This window comes from Anabaena sp. CCY 0017, from assembly GCF_963920885.1.
Taxonomy (GTDB): Bacteria; Cyanobacteriota; Cyanobacteriia; order Cyanobacteriales; family Nostocaceae; genus Nodularia.
This window is the reverse complement of record NZ_CAWUDG010000002.1, coordinates 60,681-77,644: the sequence shown is the minus strand read 5'-3', so window position 1 is coordinate 77,644 and position 16,964 is coordinate 60,681. Positions and strand designations below refer to the sequence as shown.

Sequence of the window (16,964 nt, the reverse complement as noted above, 5' to 3'; positions counted from 1 at the left end):
CTTATCTCTTACTCTCTGCGCCTCTGCGCCTCTGCGTGAGACTAATTCATGATTTCAATAAGTTTTCGGCACAAACTAGCTGTAGTTGAATGATTTCGCTCATCTGTTTACTAAAATCTTTTCTGGCTTGGAGGAATGCTGCGTGATTTTGAGTTATTCTGTAATTGTTATCGCTCAGTTTTTGATACTGAGTTTTGTTTAATTCGGACATTCTAATTGTGTTATCAAGTTGATGGTTTGTAGCTGGAGATGACACAATTGGTTGCTGGGTTTTCTGTGCCAGAACTGTTGACTCAGAAGATTGTAATTCTTCTGGAATCTCAAAACCGTGTTCCATGATATTTTTTGTTGGGTCTTCGGCTGGCTGGGTTGGGGAATTAATTATGTCTAATTCGCTAGAGAATTGTATGTTTTGATGCAGTTTTTCTACCCGATAACTGTTGAGATTCCTGGCAATATTTTGGAAGTATTTACGGTTTTCTTCACTTAAAATTGCATCGGCTATTGATTTACCGCCCAAGGTAATTGTTCTCAGGGTCAATTTATTCTGTTTGGTTGTGGCTGTGGTGAGATTATACAGGGGTGATAAATCTAAATTCACCCTATGACTAACAAGTTTTGCTAAGGCTTTGACCATTGATGTGTGGTCATCCATACCTCTACGATTGAGAGATACGGTGATGTGTTCTTTGTTTTCTAGGATTTTGCTAATCCATCGAGAACAAACTCCACCCGCGCCAGCTTCAACAAATATTTTCACGCCATCGTCATAGACACGGTTGACTAATTGGGGAAAGTCAAGTTGTTGGCAAAGTCCGGTGGCTATGCTGTTAGCTATGACATCTCTATCAAGTTTGATGGGTTGGTACTCGGCGGCTGAGTAAAATGTTGTGTCTGGTAGGTTTTGGGTGGGTAAGCTATTAACTTTGGCGATTTCTGCGTATTCTGACCGCATGGCTTCGCAATGAATTACATGGTCGAAGGGTGCGGGGAAGGAGTTACAACCCAGGGTTTTAATTACTCTCTGACAAGCTGTTTTTTCTCCAGCAATTAAAACTTCTTCTGGTGTGTTGATTTGAGTTAAATAAACTCGTGACTCATGTTTTAAACATTCTTCCACCTGGGAAGGTGTAGCCATGAGGACATAAGTTGCCCAGAAGTTATCTTTTTGTAATTCTGTGCTATTTGTTAAGCCCCAATATTGACGCACGGCATTTTTTGCGCCTGATAATTTATCGCCAAATAAAGGTGATGAATTTAAGGTATTACTTCCGCCTTCAAAATCACTCCAAACTCCTTGGGCTACCATCATGCTGGTTTCACCTAAGCTATAGCCAAAGACGCATTTTGGTTTCACTTGAAAGTCGTCTCGGAAAATCGCTGTCATGTATCTGGCGAAGGCGATTTCACTTTCAAACATCCCCAGGGAATCATCCAACAATTCTTTTTCGAGGGTTTCTAGTTGTCTAGTGGCGAGTTTGGGGAAGCTGCGAGGATAAACCAATTTCTCTACATCAGCAGCACGGTTATAGAGGTTATTACTCTTTAAATCCTCGAAGACTTTGGGAAATAAGCGGAAAACTGTCCGACCAATACCGATGTAGGAATTAACAGCGGCTGGATAAACATAAGCGACACTGGCGGTTTTACCCAGCGGTTTGGCTGTGAAGTAACTACCTAGTGGTGTTAGCCAGTCTGTACCTTTTTCAAAAGCAGTATTTACACCTTTACGTGCAGCATCAATTTGTTTGAGGATTTCTTTTTTGTTACGTCCGGTAATTGTTAGAGCATATTTACTTTCAGAATGCTCTTGAAAAGTTATGAAGGTTTGACTGGCTGTGTTTGATAAACAAGAACTGTCTGCAATAGTTTTTTCGAGACTATTTAAAACCTCTTGTAAGTTGTTTTGATTTTCAGCTGCTACGGGGAACAGATGAAAAGGCATTTGCTGTAAATACCTACTATCACGCTCTTCTTGGTCTGGGTCTTCGGATAAGATGACGTGAGCATAAGTATCGTCTATACCTATGCCATTGATAGCAGCTATTCGACGCGTACTACCTTTATCGACAAACCAAGGTCTAGACTCTGTAGCGACATAGAAGGGGCTACCTGACCACTTTTCTGGAGTCTTAGCACCAGACCATTTAGGAGTGGCGGGAATGTATCTGTAATACAGACAGAGGGCGGTTTTGATTAAACTGGCAATTCCCGATGCTGTGTATGTATGACCGATATTAGCTTTGACGCTACCAATGGCACATTGCAGACCGTTTCCAGTTTGGGGATAAGCCTGTAATAACCCGGTAATTTCGGCTTCGTCTTGTTGGGGAATACCACTCCCAAAGACTTCTACATAGTTAATCTCTTGAGGTTGAATCTTGGCTATGTCAAAAGCTTGCTGACAAGCATCGTTTGTGGCTTCGGAAAAACTGACGGCATCAAGTACAGCATATATCTTTTGGTTATCTTGTTTAGCCGTATCATGACGCTTGAGGACAATTGCACCAGCACCTTCTCCGACCATCCAACCATCGGCGTTTTCGTCAAAACTTAAGGTATTGATGCCTTGATTTATTTTGGCTAATTGACTACGTAATAAGACATTTTCCACACCGCCAGCTAAATCAATTGCACCTAAAACTACAGCCTCCACTTCTCCAGATGCTAGTAACATTTGTGCTACTTCTAAGGCTTTGAGCGCAGAATTTTCACCAGCCGTCATTGTGAAAGCGGGGCCTGTGAAATTCCATAAAGCGGAAATTCGACCTGCCATAATATTGGCGATGTAACTGACATACTCGCTGGTTTCAACGGGATGATGAATACTATCTTTAACTATGCTTTCTAACTGTGAAATTTCTGCATCTGGTAAAGAGATATTATCCTCTAATAAGCCCTCTTTTACCTGCCAAGATAAATCCCATCTTTGTTGTAACTGATGTACAGAAAGCTCAGTTTCCGCAGCCACAATTACGGCGACATTTCCGCCTTCTTTGAGTCCTGCATCTTCAACAGCACGGTTAGCAACTTTTAACAGTAACAGTTGTTGGGGATTGAGTTTTTCAACTTCGTTGGGAGGAACCTTACAAGCTAAAGTATCAATGTCAAAGTCTTGAATATATGCTCCAATTGGTGGTTTACCATCCTCTAAACCATACTCTTGCAGTAAGTCTGTTTGCTCGTCTATACCTTGCCATCTAGAGGGGGGTAGAGGAATAAAATGCTGTTTTCCTTCGTAAATACTGCGTTCAAAGGCATCTAATCCGTTACAGCCACCGAAAAAGGCATCCATGCCGACAATAGCTATTTTAGCCTGTTCTACAGGTGCATTTGCGGTAATATCTGGGGCTGTATTTCCTTGTTCAATAATTAAATGGGAATTAGTACCGCCAAAACCAAAGGCGCTGATGGCTGCTCGTTTAATTGCTGTATTGTTATTAGGCCAGGCTGTGGCTTTTCTGACAATATTATCACTGGAAATAACATTATTGTCAGAGGCTAAAGGGACATCAACATTAATAGTAGGTGGAATTACTCCCTGAGACATACTCAGAATTACTTTTGTCAAGCCTACCATCCCAGCAGCAGTTAATAAATGCCCGACGTTGGCTTTAGCAGAACCTACTAATGGTGAGGCTTGATGTTGTCCGAAAAAGGTTGCTATGGAGTTGAGTTCTGTGGTATCCCCTAGCAATGTCCCGGTAGCATGACATTCTAAATAGTCGATACTTTGAGGACTGATTTGAGCTTCTTTATAGGCTCGTTCAAAGGCGAGGACTTGTCCTTTGGTATTGGGGCTGAGTAAGTGCTTACCTTTCCCATCGTTGGAGAGTCCATTACCGCAAATTGTGGCGAGAATATTATCTCCATCTCTGACAGCATCGGTGTATCTTTTTAGGACTACTATCCCTACACCGTCACCGGGAATCAAACCTCTGGATGTCTTATCTAGGGGGCGACTCGTACCATCTTCGGCAAAGCCTTGAACACCTGAAAAGAGCATCCGTACAAATAGCGAGTCTGCACAACTGATGGCTCCGGCTAACATCATGTCAGCTTTATGGGATGATAGATAATGAGAGGCTAACTTAATAGCATAAAATGAGGATGAACAAGCAGCATCTAGACATAAGTTAATTCTAGATAGTGATAAGGCTTGAGCAACTATTGATGCTGGTAAGCCGGAAATCATCGCATTGTAAACAGATGCTTTGGTTGCTGTGGGTAATGTAGCTAAATTGAAGTTTTCATGCTGCAAAAGTTCTTTAACAGCAGGTGCGATCGCTTGCTGATAAATAGGGGAGAATAATTGATGGGAAAGTCTGGTTGGGAAGGATAAATTCCCTAAAATTACGCCACATTTAGCGAGGAGGTTTTGCTTACCCCAGTAGCCACTGTTTTTAATGGCTTGTTTGGCTGCATACAATGACCATTTAAAGCTGTCGTCTAAGCCTGCAAGTAATTCTGAGGGGAGATTGTATTCAGACGCATCAAATTGAAAGTCTCGAATGTAGCCACCTTTGAGGGAATAGGTTTTATCTGCTGTGCCTTTAACTGGGTTGTAAAAAATAGTGGGATCTACCCCAATTTCGGCGATGGTTGCTGATGATGTGGCATCTTTTTGGGAAACAAGATTTTGCCAAAATTCGTCAGGGTTTTTAGCATCGGGAAATAAGCTGGATAATCCGATGATGGCTATTTTTTGCATTGTTATATCCTCGACAGTTTTGGGGTATTAAAAGAAGGTAGGATTTACGCTGTTCCCCAAATTTGAGAATTTTTTTGTTTCACGCAAAGGCGCAAAGGCGCAAAGGAAGAAAGGAATAAGGAGCGTCTCTGCGTGAAAATCAAGGCTAAATAATTAACTTCTGAGTTGTTTCATTGACCAAATAATGGCATGAGCGCCTAGCATTTGAGAGTATATTTTTCCCTGATTATCGTGTATGATAAAGTCGGCGATCGCACTACTCGGAGTTTTCGCTTTTATTTCACAAGAAACATAAAATAGTTCGTTGTGTGGGGTGGGAGCAAATTGTTCAAATTTCTCTACTTTTCCCGGTAAGCAACCTTCTTGATGAAAGTGCTGTGTCCAAATCCATAAGGCGTGCATACTCAAGTCTGTTGTATAAGGATTCACCCATCGGACGGGGAATTGTCCTTGTTTTTGAGGGCTGAGTTCTGTCCACAAACATTCTGTGGTGATTTTCTCAGGTGTAATATTTAAAACTCTTTGGACTTCCTGAAATGAAGGTCCATGAAATAAGGTAGCTCCACCATTTTGATAGAAATCTTTGCCTGTGGTGGTAATGATGTGATCTGGATTTAGATTGATAGCTTCATAAGTAGGAACAGGAGGAATTATTCTATGCAGGTTGAGTTGAGCGCTAAAATGATAATGGGTTTTTCCGGCTGGATTTTTACTCCAAATTTTAGCTTTAACTACAATTTTTTCGGCGTTGATTTTCTCAACTTCTTCTATGTCTAAAATGTGTTCTTTGGCTAAGTTATGATTGAAGGTGATTCCCTTCAAAACTTTGAAATCTGTGTAATTGAATAATCGATAACCGGGATACATTTCCTCACAGCAATTAATTATCCATGTCATTGCACAGGTAGCAGGTAATACGGGAGAACCAGCGATCGCATGGTCATATAAAAAGGGATTGGCTTCCAGTTTCATCTGGCGACGGATGCGATGAGTCCGTAGTTGGGAGTCTAACTCTATAGCTGGAGGAAGAAGTGGACTACCAATGACAACTTGTGCAGTATCATTATGGGACGGGTGCAATTCGTTGACGAGCATCTGTGTACCAGCATCCACAGGAATAATATCAAATCCCCTTTCTGCAAGCGCTTTTTTTAGTTCTGGGGACACCATACCACTATCCCAAGCGCCCCAGTTAATGGCGACTACGTGACACTGAGGATGATTTTGCTTGATTAAATGGGCTGATTTGTTGAGAATTTCGTTAGCGATCGCATAATCAGATTGTCCAAGATTGCCGTAAAATCCAGTTACGGAGGAGAATAATACTAAATGCTGAAGTTGCTCAAGGTTCACGCAAGTCAAGAGATTTTCTAATCCCTGCACTTTAGCAGTGTAAACCTTTTCAAAATCCTGTTCTGTTTTCTTTTCAATCAGCTTATCAGCTAAATTTCCCGCCCCGTGGATAATTCCAGTAATTGCACCTACAGCCGCTAATTTTTGCTGTAAATCTGCAACATTTGTGACATCTACACTAATATATTCTGCTTGAGCGCCTGTTTCTTGGATACTGGCTAAGGTTTTCTTAATTTCCCGACTGGAAACGATTTTGTTATATATCTTCAGTACACTCATAGGAGTTGGTTTTTCTCCTTGAGACAGAAGATTCTCCATAATGCGTTTCTTTAAGGCGGGTTCTTCGATACAATCTTGAGCAAATGCTGGTTCAATTTCTAAAAGCTCGGAACGACCAAGGAGAATAAATTTACAAGGTTGGTGCTGGGCTATTTTAATCGCACATTGGGCTGTAATCCCTTTTGCGCCACCACTTACAACAAAAACTGATGAAGGGCGAATCTGTGTTTGTGTAGTCATATTATTTTATGATTAAAGAAGAACGAACCGCCAAGTCGCCAAGAACGCCAAGATGGAGTTTTTTCTCTCTTAAACTTTGCGTCTTTGCGCCTAACACACTTTGTGCTAAAGCTTACAGCACGCTACGCGAACGCTTCGCTGATGCGCGAAACAAAAAATATCTTTCAACGCAGAGGGAGATATAGTCATACCTCCCTCATCCCCTTACTTCTCGAAAGAACCAATTAAAGTCACACGTCCTTGGGAACCGTAAGCAACTTCATTGATATAAATATTCGGATCGTGCATTTCAGCGATAATATATTCTGCTGACTGGTGAGGATTTATAGCTGGACTTAAATCAATGGCGCGAGTAAAGACTTTTGGCCATTCCCATTTCAGAGTTTTGGTTAATCCAAATAATCCTGCACCAATCACTCCGAAATTGACGTTATGTTCTAACCCAAAAGCACCATCTAAACGGTTGACAGTTAAGAAACAACTGCGTTCATAACCCGCCACTTCATTGAGAGTTTGCTTGAGATGTTTCGCCATGAAGAACACGTGCTTGACAATTGCTTTTTCTTGTTCTATGTACGCAGGTGTCTGATTCGCCTCAAATACTGGATGTATATGAATGAAAGCGCCAATGGTGCCGAAGTGAGTCGCGATCGCAGATAATTTATGTTGAAGCAATTCTTCGGTCATATCTGCGAGGACTACACGATTCACTCCGCCTGGTAAAGGCGATTGTTGGGGAACGATAGCTGGGGGGAAACTTAAAACTACCACTTTCCCACCCCGTTCGCTTAACGTTTGAGCTAATTGTGAAGTGGTGAGGGAACCATCGTCAGTAATTACACTCACGTGTCCCTCTGGTAAAGCGAAGTCTAAACTATCCGGTGGTGGGAGGAATTGCAGTTTAGCTGGTCGCCGTGTCACACCGTCTATTACCTGGACTGGCTGGTAACTAAACTCCTGCTGAGGCTTTTTTTTTTCACCCCCAGCAGCTAGCTTCTGGAGATAATCAACTATTTGACCGATGGTGCGGAGGTCTCCCAATTCTTCTATATTCGGTTGGGGTAAATTGGGGTATTTATCTTGCATCGCTCCCAATATTTCTACCCGTTTGATGGAGTCAATTCCTAAATCAGCCTCCATATCCATATCCATTTCTAGCATCTCTACTGGGTAGCCAGTCTTATCACTGGTGATGCTTAACAAGGTTTCACCCAAGTCTGCGTAATTATCGGTAGCTGCTATTTCTGCTTCTTCTGTGGGGAGGGGGGTAGAGACAACCGGGCTGGTCATCTCTACGGGAATGGGGATTTCGTTGTCCCCTATGGGGATAAGGGACAAGGGGGATTGAGTCGATTCTAGCACGACTTCTGAAGTAGTAACAGCAGCACTGCCAGAGACTTGGGATTGCAGGTATTCTACAACTTGACCAATGGTGCGTTTTTCTGATAATTCTTCTAAGTTTGGTTTGGGTAGGTCGGGGTACATATCCTGTAACGCGCCCAAGATTTCTACCCGTTTGATGGAGTCTATCCCTAAATCAGCCTCCATATCCATATCCATCTCTAGCATCTCAACCGGGTAGCCAGTTTTATCGCTGGTGATGGCTAACAAGTTGTTACCCAATTCGGCTAAGTCAATATTAGAAGCAGCTACAGGTGCGGGTACTGTTTCGACTACAGGCGCTGGTGCTGGTGTCACCGCTACAGGTGCGGGTACTGTTTCAACTACAGGCGCTGGTGCTGGTGTTACTGCTACAGGCGCGGGTACTGTTTCAACTACAGGCGCTGGTGCTGGTGTCACTGCTACAGGTGCGGGTACTGTTTCAACTACAGGCGCTGGTGCTGGTACTGTTTCGACCACAGGTTCTGGTGCTGGTGTCACCGCTACAGGCGCTGGTGTGGGTGCTGTTTCGACTACATCTGTGGGCTGATTCGTTACCTGAGTAGAAATAATTTGAGAATATTCTTGTTGGATAAGTTGGAAAAACTTCTTGGCGTATTCTAACTGTTCTACAAGATATTGCTCATGGATGCGTAGGGTTTCACCTTGTTGACTGTGAAACTGCATCATTCCCCGTTCTACACTTTCCTTGACAACTAGCTGAAGTTGTGCAGCTTCATCGTTAGATTTGCTGTTAGCAAACACAGCGTTCTGTTGCTGCATCAATTGGAAAAACGCTTTGGTGTATTCCGTCTGATGTTGCAGATAAGTCCCGTGGACTTGCAGATTTTCGGTTTGATTTTGCTGGAACTGTGTGAGCAGATATTCTAAACTTTCTAACGCCCGTTGGTAATTTACAGGTTTTTCTGGTATTGGTTGCATCTTTGTCTCCTGGGCTATAGTCGTTCCTGGAATCATCACAGGATTCATTTCGGGCTGGGGTGCAGAATTAGTAGATTTATGTGAAAATTCGGGCAGACTATCTGTAGGATGGGTAACACGTCCATTAGTGCTATTTTCTTTCACTGCTGGAGTGGTAGCCACAACTTGGGAAAATTCCGGGGTGGAAGTGGTAGGTAAACTTACTTGATGTCCGTTCCGCAAAGCTTCAGGAAAGGCATTCTTGGTTTTTTCGGAGACATAGTTCATGCCGTTTAAACGCACATTTAACGCCTTCTTCTTCTCTACTGGAGGTAGTACAGGTTCAACTTGATAGGGATCGAGGTTTTTCAAAGATAAGCCCACTACACGCAACTGTACAGCCGCTTCTCTCAGAGAGCGATCGCTGTTCTTTTGAGTGCTGGGGTTCAATGAGATGGTAAAATGTGGGCGATCGCCTAAAATATCTTTAACCAAGTTGGTTAAAATCCGCCGGGGGCCAAATTCCACAAAGCAATAGCCACCCGCAGCATAGATATTTTCGATTTCCTGTTTAAACATCACCGAATTAGACAGGTGAGTTTCCAGAATTTTTTGAATACCTTGGGGTTCTTGGGGGTAGTTTTTGCCTGTAACGTTGGTGAAGACAGGAATTTGAGGCTGATTGAATTTAACAGATTTAGTAGCGATCGCAAAGGATTTTTGAGCAAAAGCAATCAGTGGCGTGTGGAAAGCAGCAGACACAGGTAACACCACAGCCGTACAACCTTGTTCCTGTAAAGCTTGTCTCACCTTAGCAATTTCTGCTGTCGGTCCAGCCAAGACAAATTGCGTCGGAGAATTAAAGTTAGCAATAGTCACCTGGGGAAAATTCCGCAGTACCACTGCAACCTTAGTCATATCTTCCTTCACCGCCAACATACTTCCAGCATCGTGGTCTGGGTCTTCTGGCGCAGCCATCGCTTGACCTCTAGACTTCACGAGAAACAAGTAATCTGCTTCACTCAAAACACCCGCAGCCCATAAAGCTGTTAGTTCCCCGAAGCTGTGTCCCGCCACAAAATCGGATTTAAATCCCGCTTGTTGCAATATAGAATAAAGACCAGCGCTAAATACCCCAATAGCAGGTTGAGCGTATTCTGTGCGTTGCAGTGTAGCAATTTGGGCATTTTTTTCTGCTTCATCAAACACTGGATGGGGAAAGACAACTTCCGAAACTGGCTGCAAATTATCTTTAAGTAACAAACTATCCATACACCCATGTAAACGGCGCATAGTCGGGAAGTTCATTACCAATTCTCGCCCCATTTCCAGGTATTGCGAACCCTGTCCAGAAAATAGAGAAACAACCTTTCCGCCCAACTCCATCCCAGAGGAACGGTAATAAATACCTTGGGGATGTTCCCAAGATGCTGCGTCAGCTTTGTTTTTCAGCCAGTCAATACTAACCTGCATCAACTTACAAGCTTCTTGCAGATTCTCCGCCACAAACCCAACTCTAGCTGCAACCTGGGGAATCTCCACAGATTGGCATTCTTTAACTAATGCAGCAAAATGTCTTTCGCCATCGGCTGACTGTAACTTATTCAGAGTTTCTGCACATTTACTCAAAAGTTGAGCAGGATTATTCGCAAACAGCAGCACCTCACGCGCAATACTGTGTAAACGGTAAGGAAGATTTTCTTCAGTTTCGTATTCTTCCAAAACCACGTGATAATTTGTGCCACCAAAACCGAAAGAACTCACACCCGCCCGTCTTGGTGCTTCACCTTCCGCCCGAATCCAAGGTCTAGTTTGGGTATTCAAATAAAATGATGAATTTTTGATATCCAGTTTAGGATTTGGTTCAGTAATATTGATGGTTGCGGGTAAAACTTTGTGATGCAAAGCCAAAGCTGTTTTAATCAAACTTGCAGCCCCAGCCGCCGCTTTAGTGTGTCCAATTTGAGATTTTACACTCCCCAAAGCAATATGCTGTTTTTGGGAATCATGCTGACTAAAGTAGTCTCTTAAAGAACCGAACTCGGTGGGGTCGCCAGCCATTGTTCCAGTCCCGTGGGCTTCCATTAACCCCACAGTGGCGGGAGAAAAGCCAGCATCATCATAAGCACGTTCCAAGGCTCTAACTTGGCCTTCCTTGCGGGGAGCATAAATACTCTTGTAGCGACCATCGCTAGAAGTCCCAATGCCTTTAATCACCGCATAAATTTTATCGTTGTCCCGTTCTGCATCTTCCAGGCGTTTGAGGACATACATACAAACACCTTCACCCAGCAGCATCCCATCAGATTTAGCATCAAAAGGTTTGGTATTTTCGCTGGGAGAAACGGCTGGTGTTTTGCTGAAGGAGATATAAGCCATGATGGTGTTATCGGTGTCAACCCCACCAGTTAGCATCATATCAGCCCGATGTTCCACCAGTTCGCTGATAGCCATTTTCAAAGCACCAAAGGAACTAGCACAAGCCGCGTCAACTACACAATTCGTCCCGCCAAAGTTCAAGCGGTTGGCAATTCTTCCCGCGACCACATTCGCCAACATCCCAGGGAAAGCATTTTCATCCCATTTGATATAGGCGCTTTTAATTTTTTCGATAATCTTTTGAGTATCTTCATCAGAAATACCACTGCTTTTGAGTGCTTTTTCCCAAACGGGATACTCTAATCGAGCCGAAAGTGGCATTCCCAATTGCTTGGCCATGGCCACCCCTAATATGACCCCAATCTTTTCGCGACTAAATTCACGGGAATCACCATAACCAGCATCTTCCATTGCTTCTTTAGCAATCACCAAACTTAATAGCTGGGAAATATCTGTAACTTCCAAGATGCTGGGAGGAATGCCAAATTCCATTGGGTTAAAATCAACCTCTGGAATAAACCCACCTCTTTTACAGTAGGTTTTATCTTCTGGGGTTCTGGGGTTGGGGTCGTAATAATCTTCAATACTCCAATGTGTAGCCGGGACATCAGTAATACAATCAATTTTGTTAACGATATTTTGCCAATATTCCCGTAAATTTCTCGCTTGAGGTAATAGAGAAGCCATCCCGACAATAGCTATGGGATTTTGTGCTAATTTTCTATTAATTTTGTTAACTGACATTGGTGTTTCCTTGCTCAACTTCTTGTCCTCTATTGACCTAATCAAAGTTTTCTCAACACTTTTGATAAGGCTCTCTAACTCTGCCATAGCCGTATCAATTGAATAAGCAGACATAGTGCATATACTGTTCTTAAGTTCTGTGGATTGTGATAGCTTACGTGGCGATCGCTACAGTCATTCCTAATTCGTCATGCTCCCTTTCCTGCGGAACGCTACGCGAACGGGAGAGCTACGCTCTAAGCACAGCTATGCCGTAGGCTTTACGTAATTAAGAACTCAGATTTTATCTGATTGGGGAGAACTGGTATAATCTATAGCACCTTGCAACTAAATGAGTACACATTTTAATTTTATTAATCTTGTAGGGTGGGCATCCCGCCTGTGTGTACCTCACTCAGATGAAAAATACTGTAACTGCTTGTTACTAAAGTAAACGCACACGATACATACTGTTTTTCCGCCATAATTAATGGAAGCTTTGAGCGTTTCCAGGCACTTTCGGAATTCAGCATTCGTGAAATAATTTTATACAGGACTCGACTCTTGATATTGAGGTAATAGGTCAATCACGTTGTTGAAACTGGTAAAATAGTCTTGGAGTACGTTAGCTGCTTGACCAGTGAATTCCATCCATTCGTAATGGTAGAGATTTTCAGCGATTGTATCCCACTGGAGCAAGGGAAACTGAGGAGTAGCTACTAGGACAGAAACGCTTTTTTCTCCCAAACTAGTTTGAGTATCTAGCCTAACCGCAGCAACGTAGCTGGTGTTAATGACAACGTTCTGAATCTTGATAAATGCCATAGCCAGTTTCAGCGTCCAGGATAATTTAGTTTAAGCAATTTGACCCATAAAAGTTGACAACTTCGTTACAGAAAAAACATTCCCTTAAATCTTGAATTCATGCACTTTTCTGAAGAAATACTCACACACTTATCAGGTGATGCCAATGCGGTCAGGTTTAGTTTTGCTTTTTCAAATTTCAACAAAATAACTAATTTTCCTTGCCGCTTTGAAAGGGTTGAATTAATAAAAACAATAGCATGATTCACAGAAACTAAATCATTTGTTTAAAGTAATTTTATAAATAAACTAGATTCTTGCTGGTAGCAATTTAGTAAAAGTCACAACATACAAGTAGCATAAAAAACTAAGCTATCATGTTGATGATTTCTTTTAATTCCTCTGCTAGTCTCGATTTTGGTCTCAGCACGCATATTTTACAAATCCATATAGAGTTTAATCAGCACTTCTACAAAATACCAAATTATTTAGATTTATTTCTCAGAAGAACATCATAATTAAAGCCAAAAAATAGATTCTCTTTAAAGATAAAACTACCTATATAAACCAATGGTAATTTATAAAGCAAATATTAATTTAGAAGATAGTGCATAATAAACAAAACCTATATGTTATGAATTGCCTAAACTTTGACAGCATCTAGTAATATCTGACAAAGCAGTTACAGATTTAGAAATAACTTTATGAGTCAAAGAAGAGAAATGATTGTTAAGTAACCGGAAGTTTAAAGTAATTTCTAACTCCCCCTTGCACCCTGCACCCCTGCCTCTTTTTTACGCAGCCATAGATACTAAGACACCAAGCCGATTTTCTGCGGTAGTTTACCAGTCCATTTCTGCCACCGGATGATGCCCCGATTCACCAATTGGGGATTTTCATCGCCAATAAAACAGATTCGCCCCATTCTTTCGCAAGCAATGAGAATTTCGCCGTTTCCCATAAAGGGAGCAATCACAAAATTATTTTGATTGGTATACAAATTAATTAAGTAGTTGACAATACCTTCCACTCCATCAATATTAATTGGTGTCTGTGGCTGAGGTATTGATTGGTGAGAAAAAATTCCTACATAAAGATTACCGAGAACTAATTCATATTGAAAAGGCATTTGGCTATGGCGATAAAAATCATAAATATGACCTTCAGAACGCAACACCGCCACAACCCGCGCCTCATCTATTAAGTAATTATGCTCCCAAGTTTGAGACAGGGTGGCGATCGCTAAAGCCGCATCTGATGGTAACAGGTTTCTAAACTCTGAACTAGCAGTACGATCACAATACACTAAATGCCGTCCCAGCATCCATTCTTCACCAACTTTAACACTAGGTTCATGACTAGCGATCGCTTCTGGCTGACGTTGACCTTTTTTCTGCGCCAACTTAGCTTCCCGTTGCGCCATAGCACTTTTATATGCCAAAATCTGTAAATCTTTTTGCTTCGCCCTAGCTTCAACCATCAATTGCGCTTGCTTTGCCGATTCTGCGGCATCTCCCCTAGCCTCGGCTAACTCCCAAGCCTTGTGAGACTCTTCCGCCAAAATACGTTCCTTACTCCCAGCCCTAGCAATCTTTAGCAGAGCAGTAGGACTCTCAGCAATGGGCGAACCCTTAATGATCTGTTTCACCTCTGAGTGAATACTTTTAGCAATCTGCTTACCGTGCTGAAAGGTGCGTTCAGAGTACCCAACCTCTTTCGCTAACTCCACAGTCCGTTTTAAAGGTGGTGAAACCGTTGCACCACCTTTGGCTGTATATTGATTATCGCCAACCTTTGCCCTTAAACCCATCCGCCCTAAAATCTGGTCGCGTTCAAACCACAATTCTGAACGTTCCAGTGGCTCTAACTCATTGCGAATCAAATTTTCGTCAATTTCCGCCAAACGAGATTGATCAGAATTTTCGTAGTTAACAATATGACACTCAACAGCCTCTAGCCCCAAAAGTTTGCAAGCCGTCAAACGATGTAGCCCAGCAATCAAATTCAGCTTTTGATCCACTGTAATCGGGTTCAATAAACCATTAGCCCGAATCGACTCCTTCAACTCATTCACCTTTTCGCCCTTAACCGGACGGCGATTCAGACCAATCCGAATTTGATTTATGGACACTATAGGCATAATTACTATTTTTCAGTGCAGTGAGTCCAAGGTATATCTCAATATATTGCATCAGTATACTCATTGGCGAGTCAATGAGGCAGGGGGGCAGGGTGCAGGGGAGAAGAGGAAAGGTTATTACAGGTATTTTCAGGTAAATAGACCACGCGGTACGGGCGCAAGGCCTTGCCCCCGTAAGACAAATGTCGTTCAAATACATGAAAACTGATGTAAGTAAGGAAGTTGAAAGTAATTTCTAACTCCCTCTTGCTCCTTGCTCCCCGGCTTCTTCACTCCCCTGCCTCTTCTGACACCAAGCAACACCAGATTGACAAGATCAGCAATATTTGCAATACTGAGAAACAAGCTAATTCAACTTTTCCATAATTAATTTTCTCAGCGCTTCGACCATTTTAAGATTTAGCTTTTCATCCTAGCCAGATTGTATTTTACACTACTTGATTCAGTGTCAAATTAGGATAAAACTAAGGAAGATTTGCAGTACCATCACCATTCAATCAGTGAACAGCGAACAAGACTTATGCTGGAAGAACTAAACCCAATTATGTCTCTTAACTGGTAACTGGTAGCTGATAACTGTACAAGCGTACAACAATTTATATAGAACTAATTAGACCTCTCAATTTACTGAAAGTACAACCAGAGAGAAAAATTCCTCTGGGTTAATTTGCAGATGAGTCTATTGCATTCAAATAATATAGCCATCTTAGGCTGTCTCCTGGCATAGCACAATTGGAATAAAAATATGGCAGCAAACAAAGAACGCCAGTTACTCACAAAACCCCTCGGTCGGTGGCGAATAATTTTGGCAGCTTCTATCACTTTAGCGACTGGATTAGTAACTTTTTACAGCCTTTCACAAAATCGATTTAGCACTCCAGTTCAAACACCCGCACAGAATTTGCCAAAGGCTACAGCTACTCCGGCTAAACTTGCAGTGACAGCTTTGGGACGTTTGCAACCTAACGGTGAAGTTACTAATTTGTCTGCACCCAATTCAGTTAACGGTGTGCGGGTAGAAAAAACCTTGGTGAAGGAAGGAGAAGAAGTTAAAGCTGGGCAAGTATTGGCATATCTAGAAAATTATGCTCGCTCCACAGCCGCCTTGCAACAGGCTTTAGATAAACTGGAAATTGCTAAAGCTAGACTAGCACAAGTCAAGTCTGGAGCTAAATCTGGAGATATTGCCGCCCAAAGAGCTGCGATCGCCCGTTTAGAATCACAATTAAAAGGAGACGTTGCAGCTCAACAGGCGACAATCAACCGTATTCAGGCCGAAGTAGATAACGCCCAAAGCGAAAACAATCGATATCAGCAGTTATACAAAGACGGTGCTGTTTCCGCCTCCGTAGCGGATAGTAAAGCTTTGCAGCTCAAGACTGCACAACAGCAACTCACAGAAGCCAAAGCCAACCTCAACCGAACTCAAAACACACTTCAAGACCAACTCAAAGAAGCCAAAGCCAGGCTTAACAGTATTAGCGAGGTACGTCCTGTTGATGTGGAATTGGCACAAACTGAAGTTAATAGTGCTGTAACTGCCATCAAACAAGCACAAGCAGACCAAGCATTAACTTACCTAAAATCTCCCATAAACGGTCAAATTTTAAAAATTCATGCCAAAACAGGAGAAGTAATTAGCAATGCTGGATTTGCGGAGATAGGTAAAATCTCTCAAATGTATGTAATTGCAGAAGTTTATCAAACCGATATTCAAAAAGTCAATTTAGGTCAAAAAGCTACCATTAATAGTAACGCCTTTCCTGGTACAATCCAAGGAACCGTCAGCGCAATAGGTTGGCAAGTTGATAGACAAAGCATCTTCAGTCTAAATCCCGCAGCAGATACAGACCGCAGAATAGTTGAAGTAAAAATCAGCATTGATGACCCCGCAGATAGTCAACGGGTAGCCCGGTTAACAAACTTACAAGTAGATGTAGCCATTCAACTCTAATCCCATTTTCTTGTATAGTTTGCGTAGCCATAGTTGCACTAAATTTATTTCCTTCTTCTTTGTGTACTTTGCGGTATGTG

At 42.3% G+C, this 16,964-nt stretch carries 6 protein-coding genes; 1 reads left to right on the top strand and 5 read right to left on the bottom strand.

The annotated features are described in order from the left end of the window. Positions 1 to 46: 46 nt before the first annotated feature. The 5 genes from ACM0OW_RS02660 to ACM0OW_RS02640 form a co-directional block, all read right to left on the bottom strand. A complete protein-coding gene (locus ACM0OW_RS02660; RefSeq protein ID WP_414548494.1) occupies positions 47 to 4,711 on the bottom strand; it encodes a PfaB family protein in 4,665 nt (1,554 codons plus the stop codon). Between the two features lie 153 nt (positions 4,712 to 4,864). Beyond that, positions 4,865 to 6,583 carry an SDR family NAD(P)-dependent oxidoreductase gene (locus ACM0OW_RS02655; protein ID WP_414548493.1) on the bottom strand — a complete coding sequence of 573 codons (1,719 nt, stop codon included), beginning with the start codon at positions 6,581 to 6,583 and terminating at the stop codon, positions 4,865 to 4,867. Between the two features lie 204 nt (positions 6,584 to 6,787). Continuing rightward, positions 6,788 to 12,121 carry a beta-ketoacyl synthase N-terminal-like domain-containing protein gene (locus ACM0OW_RS02650; protein WP_414548492.1) on the bottom strand — a complete coding sequence of 1,778 codons (5,334 nt, stop codon included), beginning with the start codon at positions 12,119 to 12,121 and terminating at the stop codon, positions 6,788 to 6,790. A gap of 411 nt (positions 12,122 to 12,532) precedes the next feature. Then, complete coding sequence (locus ACM0OW_RS02645; protein ID WP_414548491.1) at positions 12,533 to 12,811, bottom strand: hypothetical protein; 279 nt, start codon at positions 12,809 to 12,811, stop codon at positions 12,533 to 12,535. A gap of 790 nt (positions 12,812 to 13,601) precedes the next feature. Continuing rightward, positions 13,602 to 14,930, bottom strand: a complete 1,329-nt coding sequence (locus tag ACM0OW_RS02640; protein ID WP_414548490.1) for a ParB N-terminal domain-containing protein — start codon at positions 14,928 to 14,930, stop codon at positions 13,602 to 13,604. A 745-nt stretch (positions 14,931 to 15,675) separates the two neighbouring features. On the opposite strand from ACM0OW_RS02640, the gene ACM0OW_RS02635 reads away from it, so the two are divergent. Next, on the top strand, positions 15,676 to 16,884 hold the full coding sequence (locus ACM0OW_RS02635) for an ABC exporter membrane fusion protein (RefSeq protein WP_414548489.1): 1,209 nt from the start codon (positions 15,676 to 15,678) through the stop codon (positions 16,882 to 16,884). Positions 16,885 to 16,964: the final 80 nt, after the last annotated feature.